A 25,822-nucleotide genomic window follows, 5' to 3' on the forward strand; every position below is an offset into this window, starting at 1 on the left:
CATTCTTTCGTGAATTACGGCGCTATGCAATGGGAAAGGTGAAAGAAAGAGAGTTTTATTTAGATCTTTTCCGTCTTTTGTTCTGCCCGTTGCGCAATCCGCTTTGCCATCCCGCGGAAGATAAACAGGTGGGCGGGGATCATCAACAGCCAGTAGAACAGACCCGGCATTCCGTGGGGATGCCACCAGGCGCGGACGTCCAGTTCACGACAATTGCCTTTGTCTTTCAGGGTAAAGCAGAGTCGGCCCAGCCCCGGGGCTTTCATACCGAACAGCAGCGTCAGCTGTTTTTCCGGCTCGACGATGATGACCTTCCAGCTATCGACCGCGTCGCCCACCTCAAGATACGGGCGTGCCGGACGGCCTTTTGCCAGCCTGTGCCCCACCAGCAGATCCATTGCTCCGCGCGTTTGCCAGAGGATATTACCGAAGAAATAACCGTCTTTGCCGCCAATCTGGTTCACCACCTCCCACAGCGCGGCCAGGCTGGCGTGGGTTTTCACCGTGCAGCCCGCCTGTTTCGGGTAATAGCCGTACTCCGGCCGCCAGCGGGCAAACGCCTGGGCGTCGTAACCCCAGTCGCTGGAGTTCACCAGCTGCTCTTCTTCTTTCAGCGTATTGCGCACGGCATCGTCAAAGCGGAACAGGTCCTGGGGAATGAGTGCCCGCAGTTCGCGATCGTCCGCCAGTAAATCGTGTTTGAGCCCCTGGATCAGCGCTTTGGCGGTCGTCGGCGGCACGGAGGTGATCACATTCAAAAACCACACCGAGATCCAGCGGGTCGGGAAGGGAATGGGGATCAGCCAGCGGCGGCGGCCGCTGACGCGCATGAAATGTTCAAACTGCTCCTGATAGCTCAGCACTTCAGGACCTGCCGCCTCGAGCACGCGGTGTTGCTCCGCCGGGCGATCCAGCAGGGCCACCAGATAATGCAGTAAATTCTCCAGCGCAATCGGCGTGGTGCGCGAGCGCACCCAGCGCGGCGGCGTGAGTACCGGCAGGTTGTAGACCATATCGCGCATCACTTCGAAGGCGGCGGAGCCTGCGCCAACGATGATCCCGGCGCGCAGTTCGGTGACGGGGATATTCGCCCCGCGTAGGGTGTCAGCCGTCAGCTGGCGGGCGCGCAGGTGATCGGACTGCTCGTGTTCGGGCGCCTGGAGCGAGCTTAAAAAAATGACCTGCTTCACCGGGGTTTGCAGCAGGGCATCGCGGACGTTCATCGCCACCTGACGCTCGTGGGCGATGAAATCCCCGCCTTCGCCCATGCTGTGCACCAGGTAGTAAAGCGTGTCGACCCCTTCCAGCAGGGCGGGAAGTTCCTTCGGCCAGTTGAGGTCAACGCTGTGGCAGGTGACGCCAGGCAAACTGAGCTTTTGCAGGCGTTCGGTGTTGCGTGCCGCTGCCAGCACCTGGTGTCCCTGCTGGCTTAACGCCGCGGTGAGATGCTGACCGATGTACCCGCTGGCGCCGAGCACCAGAATTCGTTGCGGCACGTGATGCTCCTTATCGCTGTAAAAACGCCTGCCAGTGTTTCACCACGTCCGCCAGCTGTTCGCGGCTCACGTCGAGATGCATGACCAGGCGCACGACGGGTGAGGCGTTGATCAGCACGCCACGTGATTTCATAAATTCACCCAGCGCGGCGGCGCGGTCATCGCCCACGCGTACGAACAGCATGTTGGTGTCGTGGCGCATCACGTCGGCGCCAATCTCGCGCAGCTGCGCCGCCATCCACGCGGCGTTGTCGTGATCGTCCTTCAGGCGCGCCACGTTGTTTTTCAGGGCATACAGCCCGGCAGCCGCCAGAATACCCGCCTGACGCATGCCGCCGCCGGTCATTTTACGCCAGCGGTTGGCGCGCTTGATGTAGTCCGCGTCGCCCACAAGCAGAGAGCCCACCGGCGTGCCCAGCCCTTTTGAGAGGCAGATGGTGAACGAGTCGCAGTATTGCGCAATCTCTTTCAGCTCGCAGCCATACTCCACGACGGCGTTAAAGATACGCGCGCCGTCAACGTGCAGGCCGAGCCGGCGCTCGCGGGTGAATTCCCACGCTGCTTTCAGGTATTCGCGCGGCAGCACTTTGCCGTTGTGGGTGTTTTCGAGGCTGAGCAGTCGGGTGCGGGCGAAGTGAATATCGTCAGCTTTGATTTTCGCCGCGACTTTATCGAGCGGCAGGGAGCCGTCCGGCGCGGCGTCAATCGGCTGCGGCTGAATGCTGCCGAGCACCGCCGCGCCGCCGGCTTCGTAGAGATAGTTATGCGCGCCCTGGCCGACGATATACTCTTCCCCGCGCTCGCAGTGGCTGAGCAGCGCCACCAGGTTAGCCTGCGTGCCGGTTGGCAGAAACAGGGCCGCTTCCTTGCCGCTCAGCTCTGCCGCGTAACGCTGCAGTTCGTTGACCGTTGGGTCATCGCCGTAAACGTCATCCCCGACCGGGGCGGCCATCATCTCTTCGAGCATGGCGCGGCTCGGGCGGGTTACGGTATCGCTGCGTAAATCAATCATTTCACATCCCTTTATTTTAAGAGGTCATGCGAAATGTTTTACCTGAGCCAGTTGGTTTTTGCCAGTTCGATCACCTCGTCGCCGCGCCCGCTGATGATGGCGCGCAGCATATACAGGCTAAAGCCTTTGGCCTGTTCAAGCTTGATCTGCGGCGGGATCGCCAGCTCTTCTTTGGCGACGACGACATCCACCAGCACCGGACCGTCGATGGAAAATGCGCGCTGCAGGGCTTCGTCCACCTCTGAGGCTTTCTCCACGCGAATACCGGTGATGCCGCAGGCCTCGGCGATGCGTGCGAAGTTGGTGTCGTGCAGCTCGGTGCCGTCCGTGAGATAGCCTCCGGCCTTCATCTCCATCGCCACGAAGCCCAGCACGCTATTGTTAAAGACCACGATTTTCAACGGGAGCTTCATCTGCACCACCGACAGGAAATCCCCCATCAGCATGCTGAACCCGCCGTCGCCGCACATCGCCACCACCTGACGCTCCGGGGCCGTCGCTTTTGCGCCCAGCGCCTGCGGCATGGCGTTGGCCATCGAGCCGTGGTTGAACGAGCCGAGCAGGCGACGCTTGCCGTTCATCTTCAGATAGCGTGCCGCCCAGACGGTTGGCGTGCCCACGTCGCAGGTAAAGATGGCGTCGTCGTCCGCGAAATGGCTGATCTGCTGCGCCAGATACTGCGGGTGAATCGCTTTGTCGCTCGGTTTGGCGAGGTCGTCCAGCCCCTTGCGGGCGTCGCGATAGTCGCTCAGGGCTTTATCAAGGAACTTGCGGTCCGTTTTTTCTTCCAGCAGCGGCAGCAGGGCGGCAAGCGTGGACTTGATATCGCCCACCAGCGCCATATCGACCTTGCTGTGCGCGCCGATGCTGGCCGGGTTGATATCAATCTGAATGATTTTCGCATCCGTCGGGTAGAACGCGCGATACGGGAATTGGGTGCCGAGCAGGATCAGCGTGTCGGCGTTCATCATGGTGTGGAAGCCGCTGGAGAAACCGATCAGACCGGTCATCCCCACATCAAAGGGGTTGTCGTACTCGACGTGCTCTTTGCCGCGCAGGGCGTGAACAATGGGGGCCTTAAGCTTACCGGCGAATTCAAGCAGCTCCTTGTGCGCGCCCGCGCAGCCGCTGCCGCACATCAGGGCGATATTGCTGGAGTAACGCAGCAGCTGAGCCAGCTTTTTCAGCTCCTCTTCCGCAGGCGTCACCACCGGCTGCGGGGCGTGATACCAGTGGGTGCTGGCCCCTTCAGGCGCGGCCTTGAGGGCCACATCGCCCGGGATAACGACCACAGAAACGCCGCGGTTCAGCACGGCTTTGCGCATGGCGATCGCCAGCACCTGCGGGATCTGCTCCGGGGATGAAACCAGCTCGCAATAGTGGCTGCATTCACGGAACAGCTCCTGCGGATGCGTCTCCTGAAAATAGCCGCTGCCGATTTCGGAAGAGGGGATATGGGCGGCAATCGCCAGCACCGGCACGTGATTACGGTGACAGTCAAAGAGGCCGTTGATCAGATGCAGGTTACCCGGCCCGCACGATCCGGCGCAGACGGCCAGTTCCCCCGTGATCTGCGCTTCAGCGCCTGCGGCGAAGGCGGCAACCTCTTCATGGCGGGTGGGCATCCATTCGATGGTCTTCATCTTGTTGAGGCTGTCGCTAAGTCCGTTCAGGGAATCGCCGGTTACGCCCCAGATACGTTTCACGCCAGCCTGTTCGAGCGTTTTCGCTATATATGCAGCCACGGTTTGTTTCATGGTTGTCCGTCTCCTTTTTGTGATATCGCTTACAAGCTTAGAAGAAAGTCTCCGTATTGCCCGTCGCATGCCCCCAATTAAAAGGTGCTTTTCATGCGCAATTATTCGGCATAATCTGGTGCTACCTCAGTAAAAACAGGAATTATTTCAAATGGTTAAATCATTGTTAATCGCTGTTAATGAAAAGCTATCGTGCGACGATCTTGGCAAACTCTTGTTACGACTTGCCGTCGGCGGGCTGATGCTTTTTCACGGTTTGCACAAGCTTTTTGGCGGCGTGGGCTTTATCAGCGGCATGCTGGTGGAAAAAGGATTGCCGGGATTTATCGCCTACGGGGTGTTAGTTGGCGAAGTGGTGGCGCCGATCCTGATTATTGTCGGGCTCTTTACGCGTCCGGCCGCGCTGGTGCTGGCCTTTACGATGATTGTGGCGTGGCTGATGGTGGGAATGGGGGAAACGCTCGCCCTCGATAAGGTAGGCGCATGGGCGATTGAAAGCCTGGTGTACTTCTTTATCGGCTCGCTGGCGGTCGCGTTTTTAGGGGCGGGGCGGTTTGCGCTGGGTAAAGCGCCCGCGTGGCGGTGAGGTTGTTGTAGGTCGGGTAAACGCAGTGTCACCCGACAAAAAGCCCGGTGGCGCTGACGCTTACCGGGCCTACGATCGAACGCTTACCGTTTATGCGAGGACCAGATCGCCCTGTGGATGGCATGAGCATGCCAGCACGTAACCCTCGGCAATTTCCGCGTCGGACAGCGTCATGGTGCTGGTGACGGTGTACTCCCCGGAAACCACCTTCGTCTTACAGCAGCCGCACACGCCCGCACGACAGGCAGCCACTACCGGCACCTTGTTGCTTTCCAGCGCCTCCAGCAGCGTGGTCCCCACGCGGCCAAAGAAGGTCTGCGCAGGCTGCAGTTTGGTGAAGGTAATGCCGCTGGTTGCCGCTTCCGCCACCGGCGTGAAGAACTGCTCTTTGAAGAAGCGGGTCACGCCAAGCGCTTTCACTTCTTTCTCCACGATATCCATGTACGGCGCCGGGCCGCAGGTCATCACGGTGCGGTTCGCGATATCCGGCACGCTTTGCAGCAGCTCGCGGCTCAGGCGACCGGGCACAAAGCCGTGGGTCGCGTTGTGCTCCGCCACCAGCGTCACCGGATAATCACGCCACTCCCCGGCAAAGATCACATCTTCCGGGGAACGGACGCTGAAGATCGCCTGCACGTTGGCCTGCGGGCGGTTCTTCGCCAGCCAGCGGCGCATCGACATAATTGGCGTTACGCCACAGCCCGCCGCCAGCAGCAGGAATTTATCGTCCGTCTTATCGTCACAGGTGAATTCCCCCTGCGCGTCGGACAGCCAGATATAATCCCCGCGCTTGACGTCCCGCGTCAGCCACTGAGAGCCCGCGCCGTCGTCAATGCGGCGGACGGTGAGCGTAATGTACTCGCTCACGCCCGGCGTGGAGGAGATCGTGTAGGCGCGCAGCGTATCCGCCGAATTGCGAACGCTGACCAGCGCGTACTGGCCTGCACGGTACGGATAGTAGTCATGGCACAGCAGCGACAGCGTCCACACATCCGGCGTCTCCTGATGGATGTGATGAACCTGCATCCGCCACGGACATTGTGAGGTTGGCATGGTCATGAATTACTCCTTACGCGCTCAGCAGCTGTTTCATATCATCTTCAACGTTGGTCACGGAACGCAGGCCGAATTTCTCGTTCAGCACCGCCAGCAGGTCCGGCGTCAGGAAGCCAGGCGCGGTCGGGCCGGTCACGATGTTGGTGACGCCGAGAGAGAGCAGGGTCAGGAGGATGACAATCGCTTTCTGCTCGAACCATGACAGCACCAGCGACAGCGGCAGGTCGTTCACGCCGCAGCCCAGTTTCTCCGCCAGGGTGACCGCCAGAATGATGGCCGAGTAAGCATCGTTACACTGGCCTGCATCGATCAGGCGCGGCAGACCTTCGATGTCGCCGAAGTCCAGCTTGTTGAAACGGTATTTGCCGCACGCCAGGGTCAGGATCAGGCAGTCTTCCGGCACGCTGGTGGCGAAATCGGTGAAGTAGTTACGCTCGCCGCGCGCGCCGTCGCAGCCGCCGACGAGGAAAATGTGGCGCAGCTTTTCACGGCTGACGAGATCGATCAGCGAATCAGCGGCACCCAGCAGGGTTTCACGACCGAAGCCGACGGTAATAAGGTGCGGGATCTCGCTGTACGGGAAGCCTGCCATCTGCTGCGCCTGGGCGATAACCGGACCGAAATCGTCACCTTCAAGATGGCTCACGCCCGGCCAGCCAACGATGCTGCGGGTCCAGATGCGGTCATCGTACGCGCCGACGGTCGGGTCGATGATGCAGTTAGAGGTCATCACGATAGGGCCAGGGAAGCGGGCGAACTCCACCTGCTGGTTCTGCCAGCCGCTGCCGTAGTTACCGATGAGATGCTTAAATTTACGCAGCTCCGGGTAGCCGTGCGCCGGCAGCATTTCGCCGTGGGTATACACGTTAACGCCGGTGCCTTCGGTTTGCTTCAGCAGGTTGTAGAGATCTTTCAGGTCGTGACCGGAAATCAGAATGCACTTGCCTTCGGTTGCCTTGACGTTGACCTGCGTCGGCGTCGGGTGGCCGTAGGTGCTGGTTTCACCGGCATCCAGAATGCTCATCACGCGGAAGTTCATCTGGCCGATTTCCATTGAGCACTCAAGCAGGGCGTTCATATCGGCAGGCCAGGTGCCCAGCCACGCCATGATTTTGTGGTACTGGGCATAAATCTCATTGTCGTACTGACCCAGAACGTGCGCGTGCTCCATATAGGCCGCAGCGCCTTTCAGGCCGTACAGGCACAGCAGGCGCAGGCCGAGAATGTTCTCGCCAATCGCCGCTTTGTCTTTATTCGGGGTGAATTCTGCCGCCTGACGCTGGAGGTCGCCCAAATCGTCGCTGACCAGCTGAAGTTCTGACATCGGGTTTTCCACGCGAGCGGAGGCATCCGCCTTCAGGCACTGGGCTTTCAGCGCCTCACGCAGGGCAATCGCTTCGCGGGCGTAGCCGACAATGCGCGGAGAGTCGAAGTTAACGTTGGTCAGCGTGGAGAAAAACGCGCGCGGGGCGAAGCTGTCGACGTAGTGGTCGACAATGCCGTATTCGCGGGCTTTGAACGCCCATGCGGAAAGGCCTTGCAGAGCCGCAATCAGCAGGTCCTGCAGGTCAGATGTTTCTGCGGTTTTGCCGCACATACCCTGTGCGTAAGAGCAGCCATTGCCTGCCGGGGTACGGATGGTTTGTTCACATTGCACACAAAACATAATCACACCTGTTAAAGTTATATTTGATATACATGTTTAAGATTATGCCTGTGCCAGAACGGAGAAAAGGGCTTTCTGCTACAAAATAGAGGGAGATTGATTTAGCGCAATTTTGGCGGCAGGAAACCTACCGCCAAAGAAGTATCAGGCAGAGAAGAAGGCCATCAGGACCGGAACCAGCAGGCTTAAAATAAAGCCGTGCACGATAGCCGCGGGCACCATCTCCAGCCCGCCGGAGCGTTGTAGTACCGGCAGGGTAAAGTCCATCGACGTCGCGCCGCACAGGCCCAGCGCGGTAGAACGACTGCGGCGAACCAGGCTCGGGATCAGCATGATGGCAATCAGCTCGCGCGCCAGATCGTTAAAGAAGGCGGCGCTGCCGATCACCGGTCCGAATGATTCGGTCAGCAGAATACCGGAGAGCGAATACCAGCCAAAACCGGACGCCATCGCCAGGCCGGTTTTCAGCGGCAGATCGAGAATAAAGGCGTTGATGACGCCCGCTACCATTGAACTGGCAACAACCATAACCGCAACCATCATCCCCCGACGGTTGAGGACAATTTGTTTCAGCGTCATGCCATTATTTCGTAATTGAATACCAATCAGGAACAGCAGGAAGATCAGCGTATATTCACTGGCCTCAGTCGCGTGCTGTAAAAATGCCCAACCGGTCAGCCCAAGAAGAAAACCGAGCACCACAACGCCGCATAATTTTAATGATTCAAGCGCCATTGCAATTCGTGAAGGGAGTTTTTCCTGATGATGGTGATTTTTCCATGGAATAGTGCGTTCCAGCCACAGCAGCGCGGCAATATTGCACAGCAAAATAACCACTACGGTGACGACAGAATAATGGAGGATGGAGAGTAAATTCGCCGATAAGTTGTCCAGAAATGCCAGGCTAATCCCCATAAAGAAAAGAATAACGTAGACAATCCAGCTCAGGAATCGATTAATGAGCCTTAATGCGGATTCACGATGCAGCGGAATAAGATAGCCCACGATCAAGGGCAGCAAAATGATGAGGAGTCCTGAAAACATGAACAGCCGGTCCTTTTTGAGTATCGGTTAAGCGCCAGTGACACTACCCAATAAAGGCTGTTCAGTAAAGCGGCAAAAGAAAGCCGGGCGGCGGCTACGCTTTACCCGGCTTGTGTCTACGTGGGGTGTGCGGCCTGAAGCCCTCACCCCGGACCTCTCCCACGGGGAGAGAGAGGAAAGATTAATCGCGTTTTTCCAGCAGGGTGCGATACAGCACGCCACCCAGAATACCGCCGATAACTGGCATCACCCAGAACAGCCACAGCTGCTCAAGCGCCCAGCCGCCCTGGAAGATGGCGACGGCGGTACTGCGTGCCGGGTTAACGGAGGTGTTGGTGACCGGAATAGAAATCAGGTGGATAAGCGTCAGCGCCAGACCAATGGCAATCGGGGCAAAACCGGCTGGAGCGTGTTTGTCCGTTGCGCCGTGGATCACCAGCAGGAAGCCTGCGGTCAGCACGATTTCAATCACAATGGCAGACAGCATGGAGTAGCCGCCCGGAGAGTGTTCGCCAAAGCCGTTAGAGGCAAAGCCGCTGGCCGCCGCGTCGAAGCCGGCTTTACCGCTGGCAATCACGTACAGAACGCCCGCCGCGATAATACCGCCAACCACCTGCGCCACAATATAGCCAATCACGTCTTTCGCAGGGAAACGGCCGCCCGCCCATAAACCTAACGTTACTGCCGGGTTAAAATGACCGCCGGAAATATGCCCCACGGCAAACGCCATGGTTAATACGGTTAAACCAAACGCCAGCGCGACGCCGACAAAACCGATACCTAATTCCGGGAATGCTGCTGCCAGAACGGCGCTACCGCAGCCACCAAATACCAGCCAGAATGTACCAAAGCATTCTGCTGCCAATTTTCTAAACATAACCACCTCAAATAATTATCCGCACGCATTCCCGCGCACGGGATATATCGCCATAAAGGGATGACGACTCAAAGAGCCCGTATTTTAAAAACCAACAACACCCCTTCGCCACTTAAATAAATTCGATTAATTTGATTTAAGGCAATGTGATGTCAATCCTTGTTCAAACTGGAGGTAAATAGAGCATAGTCCAATTTGCGGGCGGTAGTATCTTGCGAGATGTGGGTTATTTCAAATGAAACCTGATGGATAAATTCTGAATTTTTCGTGCTTCCGCCAGGTTATGGAGGCGGATTGCAGTGTCAAGCCCGTCTGCATCCCGCTATACTGCTGATAACTTGAAGGAAAAAGTGATCATATCGCGGGGGATTTATGCTTCTCGAACGTGTGGAAATTGTCGGGTTTCGCGGTATTAACCGCCTGTCGCTGCAGCTGGAGCAGAACAACGTCCTGATCGGCGAGAACGCGTGGGGTAAGTCCAGCCTGCTGGATGCATTGACGCTACTGCTTTCGCCCGAGGACGATCTGTATCACTTCGTCCGCGACGATTTCTGGTTCCCGCCCGGCGACGTGACGGGGCGCGAGAAGCACCTGCATATCATCCTGACGTTCCGCGAATCCGAACCCGGACGTCACCGCGTGCGTCGCTTCCGCCCGCTGTCACCCTGCTGGGTGCCGTGCGATGACGGTTTCCACCGGATTTTTTATCGGCTGGAAGGCGAGATGGCGGAGAACGAGGGGGTACTCACCCTGCGTGATTTTCTCGATGAGAAAGCCAACCCGATCCCGCTGGACAATATCGACGATCTGGCCCGCCACCTGATCCGCCTGACGCCGGTGTTACGCCTGCGCGATGCGCGCTTTATGCGGCGTATTCGTAACGGTACCGTACCCAATATGCCGGAAGTGGAAGTCACCGCCCGCGAGCTGGATTTTCTGGCCAGAGAGCTGGTGTCGCGTCCGCAGAATCTGACCGATGGCCAAATTCGTCAGGGGTTGTCCGCAATGGTGCAACTCCTGGAGCACTATTTTTCCGAGCAGGGCACGTCGGAATCGCGCCACCGTCTGATGCGCCGCCGCTCTCATGATGAGCAGCGAAGCTGGCGTTACCTCGACATCATTAACCGGATGATCGACCGGCCCGGCGGTCGCACCCATCGGGTGATTCTGCTGGGGCTGTTTTCAACGCTTCTGCAGGCCAAAGGCACCGTTCGTCTGGACCGGGACGCCCGGCCGCTGCTGCTGGTGGAAGACCCGGAAACGCGCCTGCATCCCATCATGCTCTCCGTGGCATGGCATCTGCTGAATCTGTTGCCGCTACAGCGCATTACGACCACCAATTCCGGGGAATTATTATCGCTGACGCCGGTAGAACACGTCTGTCGCCTGGTGCGTGAATCCTCCCGCGTCTCCGCTTTCCGGCTTGGGCCGGGCGGTTTGAACGCGGAAGACGGGCGGCGCATCGCGTTTCATATTCGCTTTAATCGGGCGTCGTCGCTCTTTGCCCGCTGCTGGCTGCTGGTGGAGGGGGAGACGGAAACCTGGGTCATCAACGAACTGGCGCGCCAGTGCGGCCACCATTTTGATGCGGAAGGCATTAAGGTGATCGAATTCGCCCAGTCGGGATTAAAGCCGCTGATAAAATTTGCCCGCCGGATGGGGATCGAGTGGCACGTGCTGGTAGACGGTGATGAGGCGGGTAAAAAATATGCCTCGACCGTGCGGAGCCTGCTGAATAACGAGCGCGAGGAAGAGCGCGATCATTTAACCATGCTGCCCGCGATGGACATGGAACACTTTATGTATCGCCAGGGGTTCGACGACGTCTTCCACCGAATTGCCATGGTGCCGGTCGATGTCCCAATGAACATGCGGCGGGTGATCGCCAAAGCCATTCACCGTTCGTCAAAACCGGATTTAGCCATTGAAGTGGCGACGGAAGCGGGAAGGCGGGGCGTGGAGGCGGTACCGACCCTGCTGCGGAAGATGTTCTCCCGCGTGCTGTGGCTGGCACGCGGGAAAGCGGATTAGCGCTGGGTCGCCTGTTTCACCTGCTGAATCAGGCTATCCAGCAGCGCGTAGCGGCGGCGATATTCGGAACGTTTTTTGCTGGCGATCTCTTCCATCGGTTTACGCGGCATGACGAGCGGCAGCATAAAGTTACCGTTGTCCTGCTTTTCACCGCCGATGGAGCTCCAGAAACTGTCGTAATCGGCCAGCAGTTTCCCCTCTTTTTTCTTACGGTAGCGCCAGCTGCGATAAATGTGGGTATCGTTACTGACGGCGACTATTTGCTCTACCGGGAACGCGGCGCCGAGCGTCATTGCGGCCTCGACCAGCAGACGTTTCGGGAACAGACCGTGGCAGGTTTTCGTCGCACCCTGGATCAGCTCGTGGGGAACATGCGCTTTTGCGCCCTGCAAACCGCCAATGAACAGCGTTGATTTTCCCTCAAACTGGCATAGCGTAAAGGTCATCTCCGCCAGCGCCGTATTTTGACTGTCACAGAAAACGAGGGTAGCTTCTCCCTCTTTATCCATAAACGCGTCGGCACACAGGCGGACGGTAAATTGCTGTTCATCTTTTCCGGTTAAGGTCAGCAGAGTCACGCCCTGCTTTGAAAGGTAACCCTTTGTCAGCGTTGCCGGCAGCTGGCGACACATCATCTGATAGTGCCAGGACAGCGATTCCAGCGCACGCTGTCGATCCATATTGACCGTCAGCCACGGACGATGAAGGCGACACGGCAGCCCCGGCTGAACCTGGAGCATTTGCATCAGGTGCGGATGTTTCGCAAGATCAGACAGCAGGCGAGCGGTGCTGAGCGGTGTCGCCAGTGAACGCAGCATGAACTTACGTCGGTAGGCGGTTTTTTCCCATGCCAGCCCGGGTGCGATCTCACCAAAAGCCAGGTTTTTGAAGAGTTGCCAGCCGGTTTTTGGCTGCGGCAGGTTTGAAAGTGATGTATCGACGATAGAAGACATGGTAGATCCTGATCCTTTTGGAATATCGCTATTTCAACAGGGGAAATGTCAACGTCTCGTAAACAAATTAGGGCGATTTCGGAGAACAGGGGTTTCGTTGAGGAGTCGTTTAGATAGAATCAACATTTATAATTGCCAGAACATTTATTTGGAATATTTATGAACCTCAAGGGAAAACGCAGAACGCTGTTTCTGCTGCTGGCGGTCGCGGTTTTAGCCGGTGGGTACTGGCTATGGCAGGTGCTGAATGCGCCGGTGCCGCAGTATCAGACGCTGATTGTTCGCCCGGGCGAACTGCAGCAAAACGTCCTCGCGACGGGCAAGCTTGACGCGCTGCGCAAGGTTGACGTCGGCGCTCAGGTCAGCGGCCAGCTGAAAACGCTGTCGGTTGAGATTGGCGACAAGGTGAAAAAAGGCCAGCTGCTCGGCGTTATCGATCCTGAGCAGGCTGAGAACCAGATCCGCGAGGTGGAAGCCACGCTGATGGAGCTGCGCGCGCAGCGTGCGCAGGCGCTGGCAGAACGTAACCTGGCTCAGGTTACGCTGACCCGTCAGCAGGCGCTGGCCAAAACCCAGGCTATTTCAAAACAGGATTTAGATACTGCCACCACAGAACTGGCGGTCAAACAGGCGCAAATTGGCACGATTGACGCGCAGATCAAACGCAACCAGGCCTCGCTGGATACGGCAAAAACTAACCTCGACTACACCAAAATCGTCGCGCCGATGGTGGGCGAAGTCACCCAGATCACCACGCTGCAGGGCCAGACGGTGATTGCCGCGCAGCAGGCGCCAAACATTCTGACGCTGGCTGACATGAGCACCATGCTGGTCAAAGCCCAGGTCTCAGAGGCGGATGTTATCCATCTTAAGCCCGGACAAAACGCCTGGTTTACGGTGCTGGGCGACCCGCAGACGCGCTACGAAGGCGTGCTGAAAGACATTCTGCCGACGCCGGAAAAAGTTAACGACGCTATCTTCTACTATGCCCGCTTTGAGGTGCCAAACCCGCAGGGCGTGCTGCGTCTGGACATGACCGCACAAGTGCATATCCAGCTGACCGGCGTGAAGAACGTGCTGACCATTCCGCTCTCTGCGCTCGGCGAGTCCGCCGGGGAGAGCCGTTATAAAGTGAAAGTGCTGCGCAACGGCGAAACGCGCGAGCGCGAGGTCGTGATCGGCGCGCGCAACGACACCGACGTGGTGGTGGTGAAAGGTCTGGAAGAGGGCGAGGAGGTTGTTGTCAGCGAAAGCCTGCCCGGAGCCGCTAAATGACGGCGCTGCTTGAGCTGAATAACATTCGTCGCAGCTATCCGTCAGGCGACGGTCCGGTGGAGGTGCTGAAGGGCATCTCCCTGCGCGTGGAAGCGGGCGAGATGGTGGCGATTGTCGGGGCATCGGGTTCCGGTAAATCGACGCTGATGAACATTCTCGGCTGTCTGGATAAACCGACCAGCGGTACCTATCGCGTGGCCGGGACGGATGTCTCCACGCTGGACGGCGACGCGCTGGCGAAGCTGCGTCGAGAACATTTCGGCTTTATCTTCCAGCGTTACCATTTGCTTTCTCACCTGAATGCGGCGCAGAACGTGGAAGTGCCTGCGGTGTATGCGGGCGTCGAGCGGAAAAAGCGACTTGAGCGCGCGCAGATGCTGCTGACGCGTCTGGGGCTGGCGGAGCGGGTGGAGTACCAGCCCTCGCAGCTGTCCGGCGGCCAGCAGCAGCGCGTGAGTATTGCCCGTGCGCTGATGAACGGCGGGCAGGTGATCCTCGCGGATGAACCGACCGGGGCACTTGACAGCCATTCCGGCGAAGAGGTGATGGCGATCCTTCACCAGCTTCGCGATCAGGGCCACACTGTCATCATTGTTACCCACGATCCGCAGGTGGCGGCGCAGGCGGAACGCATTATTGAGATCCACGACGGCGAGCTGGTCAGCAACCCGCCGCCGCGTGAGTCCAGGGCTGCGGCGCCGAAAGAAGCGCTGCCGGCATCAACCGGCTGGGGACAGTTCTCCAGCGGCTTTCGCGAAGCGCTGACCATGGCCTGGCTGGCGATGGCAGCCAATAAAATGCGCACCCTGCTGACGATGCTCGGCATCATTATCGGTATCGCCTCGGTGGTGTCGATCGTGGTGGTGGGCGACGCGGCGAAGCAGCTGGTGCTGGCCGATATTCGCGCCATTGGCACCAATACCATTGACGTCTATCCCGGCAAAGACTTTGGCGACGACGAGCCGCAGTATCAGCAGGCGCTGAAATACGACGATCTGGCGGCGATTCAGAAGCAGCCGTGGGTGAACTCCGCCACGCCTGCGGTTTCGCAGAACCTGCGTCTGCGCGTGGGCAATGTTGACGTGGCCGCCAGCGCTAACGGCGTGAGCGGAGACTACTTCAACGTCTACGGCATGACCTTCAGCGAAGGCGCTACCTTCAACGCCGAGCAGCTGGCGGGCAGGGCGCAGGTGGTGGTGCTGGACGCGAACTCGCGCAGGCAGCTTTTCCCAAACAAAGCCAATGTGGTGGGCGAAGTGATTCTGGTCGGCAACATGCCTGCCACGGTCATCGGCGTGGCGGAAGAGAAGCAGTCGATGTTTGGCAGCAGTAAGATCCTGCGCGTCTGGCTGCCCTACACCACCATCTCAGGGCGGATTATGGGGCAGTCATGGCTCAACTCCATCACCGTACGCGTGAAGGAGGGCTACGACAGCGCGCTGGCCGAACAGCAGCTTGAACGGCTGTTAACCCTGCGCCACGGGAAGAAAGATTTCTTCACCTGGAATATGGACGGCCTCTTGAAAACGGCGGAAAAGACCACACGTACTCTTCAGCTGTTCCTCACGCTGGTGGCGGTGATCTCGCTGGTCGTCGGCGGTATCGGGGTGATGAATATCATGCTGGTGTCGGTCACCGAACGTACCCGGGAGATCGGCATTCGCATGGCGGTCGGGGCCCGGGCCAGCGACGTGCTGCAGCAGTTTTTGATTGAAGCGGTGCTGGTGTGTCTGGTTGGCGGGGCGATGGGCATTGCGCTCTCGATGATGATCGCGTTTGCGCTTCAGCTCTTTTTACCCGGCTGGGAGATTGGCTTCTCGCCGGTTGCCATTATCACCGCATTTTTGTGTTCGACCTTTACCGGCATTTTGTTTGGCTGGTTGCCCGCACGCAACGCGGCGCGGCTGGATCCGGTGGACGCGCTGGCTCGGGAATAACCCGAAAATAAAAATGCCAGCCGATCGGGCTGGCATTTTGACTGCGGGATGTACACAATAAAACAGAGAGCTATGCAACCGTCTCTGCTTCAACGGGTACGATTAGGCTGGCATGATTGCCTTTTGGTCCCTGATGTACATCGAACCGGACGGACTGCCCGGCTTTGAGCGTTCTGTAACCATCCATCTGAATGGTGGAATAGTGAGCGAAGATATCCTCGCCGCCGCCTTCGGGGCAGATGAAGCCAAACCCTTTGGCGTTGTTGAACCACTTAACAGTACCCATTTCCATGCTTCGACATCCTTCGTAAATCTTATAAGTTAAGATGGAATGAACCGGTGGTGGAGTGGGGGCTGTTCAAAACCTCGCCATCTCACGCTTGTACAATTTAGAGAAACGAAAGAAGTCGTCAAGCGTTTGGCGCTGGAGATGGGACAATAATCAACCAAAGTTTGAAGCAGTTAACGCTATTGCAACAGTTTGTGACAGACATCGCGGATGACAGTAATAGATGATTGTTATCTAACATCTGAGGTAGATTCAAAGTGGTTATGCATAATGGGTAAGACCAACGATTGGCTGGATTTCGACCAGCTGGCGGAAGACAAAGTGCGCGACGCGCTAAAACCGCCATCTATGTATAAAGTTATGTTAATGAACGATGATTACACGCCGATGGAATTTGTTATTGACGTGCTACAAAAGTTCTTTTCTTATGATGTAGAACGTGCAACGCAACTGATGCTTACCGTTCATTATCGTGGCAAAGCTATCTGCGGCATCTTCACAGCCGAAGTGGCTGAAACCAAAGTGGCGATGGTGAACGACTATGCGAGGGAGAACGAGCATCCGTTGCTGTGTACGCTGGAAAAGGCCTGATAAGGCATAAAATTGGGGGAGGTGCCTATGCTCAATCAAGAACTGGAACTCAGTTTAAACATGGCTTTCGCCAGAGCGCGTGAGCACCGACATGAGTTTATGACCGTCGAGCATTTACTGCTCGCACTGCTTAGCAACCCATCTGCCCGCGAAGCGCTGGAAGCCTGCTCCGTGGATCTGGTGGCGCTACGTCAGGAACTCGAAGCCTTCATCGAACAAACCACACCGGTGCTGCCAGCCAGTGAAGAAGAGCGCGACACGCAGCCGACGCTCAGCTTCCAGCGCGTGCTGCAGCGCGCGGTATTCCACGTCCAGTCTTCCGGGCGTAGCGAAGTGACTGGCGCAAACGTCTTAGTCGCCATCTTCAGCGAGCAGGAGTCACAGGCTGCCTACCTGCTGCGCAAACACGAAGTCAGCCGCCTCGACGTGGTTAACTTTATTTCTCACGGAACGCGCAAAGACGAGCCTAACCAGGCATCGGATTCCAGCAATCAGGTCAATAACAATGAAGAGCAAGCAGGCGGGGAGGATCGTATGGAAAACTTCACCACCAATCTTAACCAGCTTGCTCGCGTTGGCGGTATCGACCCGCTGATTGGTCGCGATAAAGAGCTGGAGCGCGCGATCCAGGTGCTGTGCCGTCGCCGCAAGAACAACCCGCTGCTGGTGGGTGAGTCAGGCGTGGGTAAAACCGCGATTGCCGAAGGGCTTGCCTGGCGCATTGTGCAGGGCGACGTGCCGGAAGTGATTGCCGACTGCACCATCTACTCGCTGGATATCGGCTCGCTGCTGGCGGGCACCAAATACCGCGGTGATTTTGAAAAACGCTTCAAGGCGCTGTTGAAACAGCTGGAGCAGGACACCAACAGCATCCTGTTTATCGATGAGATCCACACCATCATCGGCGCAGGTGCGGCCTCCGGTGGCCAGGTGGATGCCGCGAACCTGATCAAACCGCTGCTCTCCAGCGGCAAGATCCGCGTGATTGGCTCCACGACGTACCAGGAGTTCAGCAACATCTTTGAGAAAGACCGTGCGCTGGCGCGTCGCTTCCAGAAAATCGACGTGACCGAGCCGTCCGTCGAGGAAACGGTGCAGATCATCAACGGCCTGAAGCCGAAGTATGAAGCGCACCACGACGTGCGTTACACCGCGAAAGCGGTACGTGCGGCGGTGGAGCTGGCGGTGAAATACATCAACGACCGTCATCTGCCGGATAAGGCTATTGACGTGATTGATGAGGCAGGGGCGCGTGCGCGCCTGATGCCGGCCAGCAAGCGTAAGAAAACCGTTAACGTGGCGGATATTGAATCCGTGGTGGCCCGCATCGCGCGTATCCCTGAGAAGAGCGTTTCTCAGAGCGACCGCGACACGCTGCGCACCCTCGGCAATCGCCTGAAAATGCTGGTCTTTGGTCAGGATAAAGCCATTGAGGCCTTAACCGAAGCAATCAAGATGGCCCGCGCCGGGCTGGGGCATGACCACAAGCCTGTCGGTTCCTTCCTGTTCGCTGGCCCGACCGGCGTGGGGAAAACCGAGGTGACGGTTCAGCTCTCCAAAGCGCTGGGCATTGAGCTGCTGCGCTTTGATATGTCCGAGTATATGGAGCGTCACACCGTCAGCCGTTTGATTGGTGCGCCTCCGGGCTACGTGGGCTTTGACCAGGGCGGCCTGCTCACCGACGCGGTGATCAAGCATCCGCACGCGGTCCTGCTGCTCGATGAAATCGAGAAAGCGCACCCGGACGTGTTCAACATCCTGCTGCAGGTGATGGACAACGGGACGCTGACCGACAACAACGGGCGCAAGGCGGACTTCCGCAACGTGGTGCTGGTGATGACCACCAACGCCGGCGTGCGTGAAACCGAGCGTAAATCCATCGGCCTGATCCACCAGGATAACAGTACCGATGCGATGGAGGAGATCAAGAAGATCTTCACGCCGGAGTTCCGTAACCGTCTGGACAACATTATCTGGTTCGATCACCTGTCTACCGAGGTGATCCATCAGGTTGTGGACAAGTTCATCGTCGAGCTGCAGGTTCAGCTGGATCAGAAAGGCGTGTCGCTGGAAGTGAGCCAGGAGGCCCGCAACTGGCTGGCCGAGAAAGGCTACGACCGTGCGATGGGTGCCCGTCCGATGGCGCGCGTGATTCAGGACAACCTGAAGAAACCGCTGGCGAACGAGCTGCTGTTTGGCTCGCTGGTGGACGGCGGTCAGGTGACCGTGGCGCTGGACCAGGCGAAGAACGAACTGACGTATGATTTCCAGAGTGCGGCGAAGCACAAGCCGGAAGCGGCTCACTGAGTTAAACGTTAATGTTAAAAACCGGGCATTTGCCCGGTTTTTTTATGCCTGCCAAGGTAAAAGCAAAACGACAACAGTGTTGTCGTTTCTAGTGTTTTCTCCCTCTCCCTGTGGGAGAGGGCATCAGGCCGCAGAGGAATTTTGCAAGGCGCTTTCCAGTTTCTTTCGAAGTCAGTTGCTGGATAAATCTACAGTAATAAAATGGCGGCGCACCTGCAAAATCAGGTGCCGGGATTGGCGTCCTGATTACACATGAGAAATGATGTTGATACGTCAACTATCATCAGGTTCGTTCACACTTTTGAAAGCTAGCGATATAATCCGCAGACTCAATTATGGTGGGCTGAACCGGGGCTTCTTTTGAAGCGCCGATTTTCCCGTGTGGGTCGGTACGCCAAACCGGTTCAGTCTGCCACCTGAGTTGGCGTTCGGGTGGAGATCTCATCATTTCACACGGAGTCAAAATCAAATGGAACATAACAATCTTTCACTGCTTTACAGCGAACTCTCCCTCAACCCCGATCTCCCAACCCTTGCAGAGCGCTGCAAACTGCTCACTGAAATCCTCCTCGACTGCACATCACTCCCACAAACGCAGCCCGTTTGCCGCTGCCTGGGTGCGTATCTGGAAGAAATGAAAGCTGGCCTCACAGAATAAATGTGTGATTTTCAGGTGGTGGAATTTGAGGACGAAGCGGAACAACCGCGACAAAAAGAGTGGCTGCTGGAAGATACCGAAACAAAGTGTGATTACTGCCGGGCGTTAAACCACATACTGCTGGTATCGCATTTTGACCGCGATATGTTGCCGCACCTGACGGGACTGCTGCATGACATAACGCATTCGATGGCCGCAGATGTCGTTGCACCTCAAAGTGCAAAAACGGTAATTCACATTATTTCCTGACGTCGATCCGAGGCGTCGGGGGAGTTCCTCTGACGCCAAATGGATTAATCTTCGTAAAAATGGGTGTTACGGGAAGACGTTAATAACTTTTGATGACAATAAAATAGTGCAGTTCGCTGCCGTACAGCTCGCGTTATGTAGCCCTTAACTGCCTGAATTTTCCTTCATCTGTTGGTTGTAAATACAGCCAAGACCCACTAAATGCTGGCTCACTACCCGCGCCCCAAAGTTATGACATCGTAATGACCATGGATGGGATTTCAGCCAGACAGCAAATGCAGTGCAGGATGCAAGTGAAATCAACGCGGGCTCCGCTGTACTTTGCTGTCCGGTCAGTAGGCCAATCATCTTGCATATCTCGCCATTATCCCAACGCTGCCACACATTTTTCCACCATCCTATTTTCCAGCTACCAGTAAGGCAAAATGCTTTGTCAGAGAGGTTGGCGTTTTCAATATTTTCAGACACAAACCAAAGATCGGTTTTCCCAAGTCGGACTTCTGTTGACCAGGCCGTTATAGCCCCGCCGCGCAAAACGCACTCGTGGGCGAGATAATGATCGGTTACACCCGGGAAGCGTCGTTTTAATCTCTGGAAATGACTGTGTATGGTAATGACAGGACGGACCATGCTTCCCCGGTCGTTTCGCTTAAGCTCGGCACTACCGTACTGAATTTCATCAAATTGACTCCGTTTAAGAAATTGCATCTCTTGCTCCCGAATAAGATCGGTATTGCTCGACGGTAGTATCGAAGAAGGGAAAGACTTAGAACCCTGATAGAGCAATGAATCACCTGCCTTCCAGTCGCAATAGTTGGTTGTTACTTGAATAATTTTGCCGGAGTCAGCATCGGCACTGATCACAACATACAGTTTCTGCCTCGCAGAATGACCCTGAAACGGTATAACCATTGTGGTCGTTGACACCCTTGTTAGCGCAGGGAGTGAAACATGCAGATCGTGTTCGAACCCGTTAACCGCGTGTGCAAGGACCCTTTGGTTTGTCGTTTCACCAGAGTGCACCCCTTGTTCGAGCTGGGAAAGAAGGGTGAGATTTTTATTCAGGCCTACAGCATTGTCATAGTGTGGAGTAAATACATAACGGCAGGTGCAACATTGAAAGCGGGGTGTTCTGGCTTTTGTGTATCCATAGCGAATGATGTGCGCTGTAAAACAGCGGGGACAACCTTGTCCTGTATTTCCTAATTTTCGTTGCATGAATTGACTGAACCACTCGTCACATTCTTTGGTATTAAACAGAGGAGGAAGACTGCCACATTTTTGACATTCAAGTGCAGCGTAGCCCAGACGATAAACAGGAAAAACATAATCACTCGCATCTGGTATTCCGAGATTTGGACATGACCAGCTTTTACAAACATTGAGATCTATTTTTGGAGCGGATTCCATGTGCTTCACCAACTGATTCTGTTAGTCGCAAATTTTCGCGTCTCCCTTTTCCATATGTCGTGAGAAGGTTCACAAAATCTGTTTTTTGCTAATCGATAATGAAATTCTTTCTTTAATTCGAGAGTTAAAAAATGAAAAAAACAGTAATCGCGGTTTTATTACTATCGGGATATGCTTCGCTAAGTCCAGCGCAGGACGTTACCGTCATTTATACCAATGACCTGCATGCACATGTTGAGCCCTATAAACTCCCTTATGTTGCAGAAGGTAAAAGAGCTGTCGGTGGCTTCGCAAATATTGCGACTTACGTCAAGCAAGAAAAGCAAAAGAATAAGGCTACTTTTTATTTCGATGCTGGAGATTACTTTACCGGTCCGTACATTAGCAGCCTGACAAAAGGGCGGGCAATCATAGATATTATGAATACAATGTCATTTGATGCTGCGTCTGTCGGCAATCATGAGTTCGACCATGGATGGGATAATACGCTGATACAGCTCAGTCAGGCTAAATTCCCGATACTGTTAGGTAACGTGTTTTATAAAAATAGTAATGTCCTTTTCTGGAATAAGCCGTATACAATCCTTGAAAAGGATGGCGTTAAAATTGGGGTCATTGGGTTGCATGGCGTATTCGCTTTCGATGATACCGTTTCATCGTCAATGCGTCAGGGCATTGAAGCGCGTAACGAGGTGAAATATCTCCAGCGTTATCTGGATGAACTACGTGGAAAAGTAGATATAACCGTTGCACTCATGCATGAAGGTTTCCCTGCACGCCAGTCCAGTATCGGCAATACTGATGTCAAACGCGCCCTTGATAAGGATATCCAGACGGCGAAGCAGGTGAAAGGACTGGATATTCTGATTACCGGACATGCGCATGTTGGGACGCCGGAGCCGCTTAAAGTAGGTAACACGCTGGTGCTTTCGACTGACAGCGGTGGGATTGATATTGGTAAGCTGGTCCTGGATGTGGATCTAAAAAAACATCACAACAAAATAAAAAGCTTCGAACTTAAAACCCTTTACGCTGATGAATGGAAACCCGATCCGGCAACTCAGAGTGTTATTGATAGCTGGAATAAACAGCTCTCCGAAACGGTTCGCCAAAAAGTTGGAGAGACGCCTGTTACGCTTACGCGCGCCTACGGGGAATCATCTTCGCTGGGCAATTTATTTACCGATGCAATGCTTGCCGCTGCGCCTGATGCGCAACTGGCGCTCACTAATTCAGGTGGTCTGCGGGCTGATTTGAATGCCGGTCCGATAACCCTCGGCGATGTTATTAGCGCGTTCCCGTTTCCAAATGAGCTTACCGTAATGGATTTGAATGGGAAATCCTTACGAAATCTTATGGAGCATAGTGCTTCACTCACTAACGGTGTTTTGCAGATGTCGAAAGGACTGGAGATGCGCTACGACCAACATAAACCTGTCGGGCAACGCGTTGTGCTACTTACGCTTAATGGCAAGCCAATTGTAGACTCTGATACCTATCGCGTAGCGACAAATAGTTTCCTTGCCCCTGGTGGCGATGGTTTTACTGCATTCATTGATGGTCAGAACAAACAGGTAAAAGGTGGATATAACCTTTCCAATGCGGTTATTGATTATCTGGTGAAAGGAAATAAGATCATTCCCCAACAGGTGAATGAGATGCGAGTAAAAGAAGTTACACAGTAATAATTAACAACAGGTGAATAATATGGCAATTACCTATCTTGGAATGGAACTCGCCCCTGCTAACAACCAGCTTGCGGTCTATCTGAAGTTTATAATTGATGAGGCGATAACATATTCCTATACGGTACTGGGAAGATCGACTAGCACGACAAGTTTAGACTTTACGTATTCTTCAAATGACATTGTCTCTTTACCTGAGATAAAAATTCCGGTTATTGGACTGTATGCAAACTACCTTAACCAGGTGCAGGTTGCCTTTAAAAACCTTAGCGGAGTGGAAATTTTTAATCAAACCATCCAGGTAAGCACACAGGAACAACTCTACCGCGATGGGACAATTTTCCATATCGATATTGAGCAAACGGATCCCGCTAACTTCACGACCGTATGGGGAAACAGTTGGTTAATGACTACCAATTGTGATGGTTACGACCGGAACGGCGATCTTCGCTGCTATTATGCTCAGCCCTACCGTAATCAGATGCTAAAAACGCATAATGGTTATTTCTATATCGGCAGTGATGAAGATGAACACTGGTATGGGCGACGCTTTTTCAAAATCGATATTTTGGGCAACGAGATTCTGGAGTTTGATTTACGTGACCGCGATGGTAACCGCTATGCTAACACCCACGACCTGATTTGGGATTCCGCCGATAATCTTTTCATGATTGGTAATGATAACCCGGACCGTTCGACCAACACGATGAGACAGGACGCATCAATTTTAAAATTTGATGAAAAGACAGGCGTGATGCTGTGGGCAAAAAATTATACCCGTGCATTTGATAATACTCAGATCCTGAATAATAGCCCCACAAACGATGCTCACCTTAACTCGCTTTCCTGGATCCCCGCAGGCGAGGCAAATGCTGAAGCGATTGTTGTCCATACTCGCTCTGCAGGCCTGACGTTTGGTATTTCTCCTGCCGACGGCAAGATATTATGGAGTATTAATACCGGGGGATTTAACAGTAATTTCGCAGCAGGACAGGGCGTTACGCAGATAGATACTTCCGGTATTGAGAGTTTTGAAAATGGTGCTCATACCGTATTCGTCACTAAAAATAGCGCTTTTGCTGGGTTAAGCAATGAGACTGAAGGAAAATTTGTTCTTTCGCTCTTTGATAATCGCTCCTGCGTTGATAATGAAGGCAATGCGGTGACTCGAGATATTACACGTGATTCAACGGCTGATTCTTACAAAACCGATCCTGTGAGAGTCATGTTCTATGCTGTTGATCTCGTCGCCAATACAGCAACCCAGGCAGGTAGCATTATCCAGTTACCCTCCGATCGTGTTCCTCAGGTCACTGATTTTATGGGGGCAGCAATAGATTATGGTGACTACTATGGCATCTACACCAACCACGCACGCTCTTTCTTTATCAGCGATGCAACAGGCCATATTATTGCCACAATCTACGATCTGATTTGCTCGATGGATGGCTATCCAGAGTTCCCTGGTGAATGCTACCGGGCAAGGTTGTTTGCAAAAGACGAGCTTGATGCTTTGATAAATATAGGTTATCAGGTGGCAAACGGCTGATAGCTTAGCAAGACACAGCCATTAAAAGGGCATTGCTGTCGAACAGACAGCCCTGACGCTGAATCGAACGGACAAATAATTGTTCAAATAATAGCCTGCAGCACAAAAAAGTAAGGCCGGGAAAATCCCGGCCTTATTTAATATTCATCTGCCATTACAGGCGAAAACAATTAGCGACTACGGAAGACAATGCGGCCTTTGCTCAGGTCGTACGGGGTCAGTTCAACAGTCACTTTGTCGCCCGTCAAAATGCGGATGTAGTTTTTGCGCATTTTACCGGAGATGTGCGCAGTTACCACGTGACCGTTTTCCAGCTCTACGCGAAACATGGTATTAGGCAACGTATCAAGTACGGTACCCTGCATTTCAATATTGTCTTCTTTGGCCATCTAATCCTCTGGGGTATCACTACCAAGTTTTGAACCGGCAAGATAATGCCGAAATTCATCAATTAAGTAAAGAATTGCGCGATTAAAACGCAGCAAAACAGTTTCGGCGCATTGCCCAAGCGTCACGGTACAACCGAACAGGAAGCGCATTCGTAAAGGGGAGACAACAGGATAAACGTCAGGACGTTATCTGAAGCGAGGGTCCCAAACGGCGGCGGGGCAACAGGCAGAAGCTACTCTGCGGCATAATTATAACACCCTCACAAAAAATATGCGGAAAACATTTAGGCATCGGGCATAAAGAGCGTTCTCGGTATCCAGAAGTCGCGCGGGAGCTTCTCCTGACGACTGGTATCGAGATGTTCGATGTACTGGCGTCGCGGGATTTCAACAGCACCCAGCGAGGCCGTGTGCTCGTTGAGCACCTGACAATCGATCAGGCGTCCGCCGCGCTGGGCAAACGCCTCGCAGAAGACCAGCAGCGCGGTTTTCGAGGCGTTAACCGCACGAGAGAACATCGACTCGCCGCAAAATAGCGTGCCTTGCGCCACGCCGTACATGCCGCCGACGAGTGCTCCGCCTTCCCACACCTCGATGGAGTGGGCGTAGCCAAGCTCATGGAGCTGGTGGTAGGCAGTAATGATATCGCGGGTTATCCATGTCCCTTCATAGCGGTCTTCAGCGCAGCCTTCAATGACCTGACCAAAGGCGTGGTTGAGGGTGACGCGGTAGGGTGATTTCGCATGGAAACGCTTCATGCTGCGGCTCGCGTGAAACTGCGCTGGCCACAGCACGGCACGCGGATCGGGGGACCACCATAAAATCGGATCGCCGGGGGAAAACCAGGGAAATATACCGCGCTGGTACGCCATCAAAAGCCGTGCGGGACTGAGGTCACCACCAAGGGCCAGCAGCCCGTTGGGCTCACGCAGCGCCCCTTCCGGAGAAGGGAACGCGATGTTATGACGAGAAAGCTGGACCAGGCGCATGACAGCAAAACTCCAG

20 protein-coding genes and 1 pseudogene are annotated in these 25,822 nt (G+C 55.0%); 9 read left to right on the plus strand and 12 right to left on the minus strand.

Going from position 1 to position 25,822, the window contains the following annotated elements:
• Positions 1 to 59 precede the first annotated feature (59 nt).
• The 3 genes from NI40_RS06910 to poxB are packed head-to-tail and all read right to left on the minus strand — an operon-like array spanning position 60 to position 4,265.
• Positions 60 to 1,496 carry an SDR family oxidoreductase gene (locus NI40_RS06910; protein WP_039261535.1) on the minus strand — a complete coding sequence of 479 codons (1,437 nt, stop codon included), beginning with the start codon at positions 1,494 to 1,496 and terminating at the stop codon, positions 60 to 62.
• A 10-nt stretch (positions 1,497 to 1,506) separates the two neighbouring features.
• Positions 1,507 to 2,508: a low-specificity L-threonine aldolase gene (ltaE, locus tag NI40_RS06915; protein WP_033145067.1), complete on the minus strand. Its 1,002-nt coding sequence runs from the start codon at positions 2,506 to 2,508 to the stop codon at positions 1,507 to 1,509.
• Between the two features lie 38 nt (positions 2,509 to 2,546).
• Positions 2,547 to 4,265 (minus strand): ubiquinone-dependent pyruvate dehydrogenase, encoded by a 1,719-nt coding sequence (poxB, locus tag NI40_RS06920; protein ID WP_039261536.1) that lies wholly within the window; start codon positions 4,263 to 4,265, stop codon positions 2,547 to 2,549.
• Between the two features lie 151 nt (positions 4,266 to 4,416).
• On the opposite strand from poxB, the gene NI40_RS06925 reads away from it, so the two are divergent.
• Positions 4,417 to 4,851, plus strand: coding sequence for a DoxX family protein (locus NI40_RS06925; RefSeq protein ID WP_033145069.1), 435 nt, complete (start codon positions 4,417 to 4,419; stop codon positions 4,849 to 4,851).
• Positions 4,852 to 4,941: 90 nt separating this feature from the next.
• Here the strand turns inward: NI40_RS06925 and hcr are convergent, their stop codons facing one another.
• The 4 genes from hcr to aqpZ form a co-directional block, all read right to left on the minus strand.
• Complete coding sequence (hcr, locus tag NI40_RS06930) at positions 4,942 to 5,910, minus strand: NADH oxidoreductase (RefSeq protein ID WP_039261537.1); 969 nt, start codon at positions 5,908 to 5,910, stop codon at positions 4,942 to 4,944.
• Positions 5,911 to 5,920: 10 nt separating this feature from the next.
• Positions 5,921 to 7,573 (minus strand): hydroxylamine reductase, encoded by a 1,653-nt coding sequence (gene hcp / locus NI40_RS06935; protein ID WP_033145071.1) that lies wholly within the window; start codon positions 7,571 to 7,573, stop codon positions 5,921 to 5,923.
• Between the two features lie 144 nt (positions 7,574 to 7,717).
• Positions 7,718 to 8,617 carry a lysine exporter LysO family protein gene (locus NI40_RS06940; protein ID WP_033145072.1) on the minus strand — a complete coding sequence of 300 codons (900 nt, stop codon included), beginning with the start codon at positions 8,615 to 8,617 and terminating at the stop codon, positions 7,718 to 7,720.
• A 181-nt stretch (positions 8,618 to 8,798) separates the two neighbouring features.
• The gene (aqpZ, locus tag NI40_RS06945; RefSeq protein ID WP_033145073.1) at positions 8,799 to 9,494 is read right to left on the minus strand and encodes an aquaporin Z; all 696 of its coding nucleotides are present in this window, start codon (positions 9,492 to 9,494) and stop codon (positions 8,799 to 8,801) included.
• A 372-nt stretch (positions 9,495 to 9,866) separates the two neighbouring features.
• On the opposite strand from aqpZ, the gene NI40_RS06950 reads away from it, so the two are divergent.
• On the plus strand, positions 9,867 to 11,525 hold the full coding sequence (locus NI40_RS06950) for an ATP-dependent endonuclease (protein WP_029739481.1): 1,659 nt from the start codon (positions 9,867 to 9,869) through the stop codon (positions 11,523 to 11,525).
• Here the strand turns inward: NI40_RS06950 and NI40_RS06955 are convergent.
• Positions 11,522 to 12,478, minus strand: a complete 957-nt coding sequence (locus NI40_RS06955) for a VirK/YbjX family protein (protein ID WP_039261538.1) — start codon at positions 12,476 to 12,478, stop codon at positions 11,522 to 11,524. The genes NI40_RS06950 and NI40_RS06955 overlap by 4 nt on opposite strands.
• Before the next feature lie 159 nt (positions 12,479 to 12,637).
• Between NI40_RS06955 and macA the strand changes: the two genes are divergently transcribed.
• Together macA and macB are read left to right on the plus strand one after the other, a co-directional pair.
• On the plus strand, positions 12,638 to 13,753 hold the full coding sequence (gene macA / locus NI40_RS06960; protein ID WP_039261540.1) for a macrolide transporter subunit MacA: 1,116 nt from the start codon (positions 12,638 to 12,640) through the stop codon (positions 13,751 to 13,753).
• Positions 13,750 to 15,690, plus strand: coding sequence for a macrolide ABC transporter ATP-binding protein/permease MacB (gene macB, locus NI40_RS06965; protein WP_032658224.1), 1,941 nt, complete (start codon positions 13,750 to 13,752; stop codon positions 15,688 to 15,690). Before macA ends, macB begins: the two co-directional genes overlap by 4 nt.
• 70 nt (positions 15,691 to 15,760) lie before the next feature.
• Here the strand turns inward: macB and cspD are convergent, their stop codons facing one another.
• Positions 15,761 to 15,982 carry a cold shock-like protein CspD gene (gene cspD / locus NI40_RS06970; protein ID WP_006809408.1) on the minus strand — a complete coding sequence of 74 codons (222 nt, stop codon included), beginning with the start codon at positions 15,980 to 15,982 and terminating at the stop codon, positions 15,761 to 15,763.
• 267 nt (positions 15,983 to 16,249) lie between these two features.
• Here cspD and clpS point away from each other — a divergent pair, with 267 nt between their 5' ends.
• The 3 genes and pseudogenes from clpS (at position 16,250) to NI40_RS06985 (ending at position 19,784) form a co-directional block, all read left to right on the plus strand.
• Positions 16,250 to 16,570, plus strand: coding sequence for an ATP-dependent Clp protease adapter ClpS (gene clpS / locus NI40_RS06975; protein WP_006174393.1), 321 nt, complete (start codon positions 16,250 to 16,252; stop codon positions 16,568 to 16,570).
• Between the two features lie 27 nt (positions 16,571 to 16,597).
• Positions 16,598 to 18,877, plus strand: a complete 2,280-nt coding sequence (gene clpA, locus NI40_RS06980; protein ID WP_008499992.1) for an ATP-dependent Clp protease ATP-binding subunit ClpA — start codon at positions 16,598 to 16,600, stop codon at positions 18,875 to 18,877.
• A 469-nt stretch (positions 18,878 to 19,346) separates the two neighbouring features.
• Positions 19,347 to 19,784, plus strand: a pseudogene (locus tag NI40_RS06985) (hypothetical protein).
• Between the two features lie 144 nt (positions 19,785 to 19,928).
• Here the strand turns inward: NI40_RS06985 and NI40_RS23810 are convergent.
• Positions 19,929 to 21,194: an IS1 family transposase gene (locus NI40_RS23810; RefSeq protein ID WP_127353325.1), complete on the minus strand. Its 1,266-nt coding sequence runs from the start codon at positions 21,192 to 21,194 to the stop codon at positions 19,929 to 19,931.
• A 131-nt stretch (positions 21,195 to 21,325) separates the two neighbouring features.
• On the opposite strand from NI40_RS23810, the gene NI40_RS07005 reads away from it, so the two are divergent.
• Positions 21,326 to 22,879, plus strand: a complete 1,554-nt coding sequence (locus NI40_RS07005; protein WP_039261545.1) for a bifunctional metallophosphatase/5'-nucleotidase — start codon at positions 21,326 to 21,328, stop codon at positions 22,877 to 22,879.
• A 22-nt stretch (positions 22,880 to 22,901) separates the two neighbouring features.
• The gene (locus NI40_RS07010; RefSeq protein ID WP_039261547.1) at positions 22,902 to 24,428 is read left to right on the plus strand and encodes an aryl-sulfate sulfotransferase; all 1,527 of its coding nucleotides are present in this window, start codon (positions 22,902 to 22,904) and stop codon (positions 24,426 to 24,428) included.
• Between the two features lie 170 nt (positions 24,429 to 24,598).
• Here NI40_RS07010 and infA read toward each other — a convergent pair whose 3' ends face one another.
• Together infA and aat are read right to left on the minus strand one after the other, a co-directional pair.
• On the minus strand, positions 24,599 to 24,817 hold the full coding sequence (gene infA, locus NI40_RS07015; protein WP_002211347.1) for a translation initiation factor IF-1: 219 nt from the start codon (positions 24,815 to 24,817) through the stop codon (positions 24,599 to 24,601).
• 284 nt (positions 24,818 to 25,101) lie between these two features.
• The gene (aat, locus tag NI40_RS07020) at positions 25,102 to 25,806 is read right to left on the minus strand and encodes a leucyl/phenylalanyl-tRNA--protein transferase (RefSeq protein WP_039261550.1); all 705 of its coding nucleotides are present in this window, start codon (positions 25,804 to 25,806) and stop codon (positions 25,102 to 25,104) included.
• Positions 25,807 to 25,822 lie beyond the last annotated feature (16 nt).

This window comes from Enterobacter sp. E20 (genome assembly GCF_000801755.2).
In the GTDB taxonomy this organism is placed as follows: Bacteria; Pseudomonadota; Gammaproteobacteria; order Enterobacterales; family Enterobacteriaceae; genus Enterobacter; species Enterobacter asburiae_B.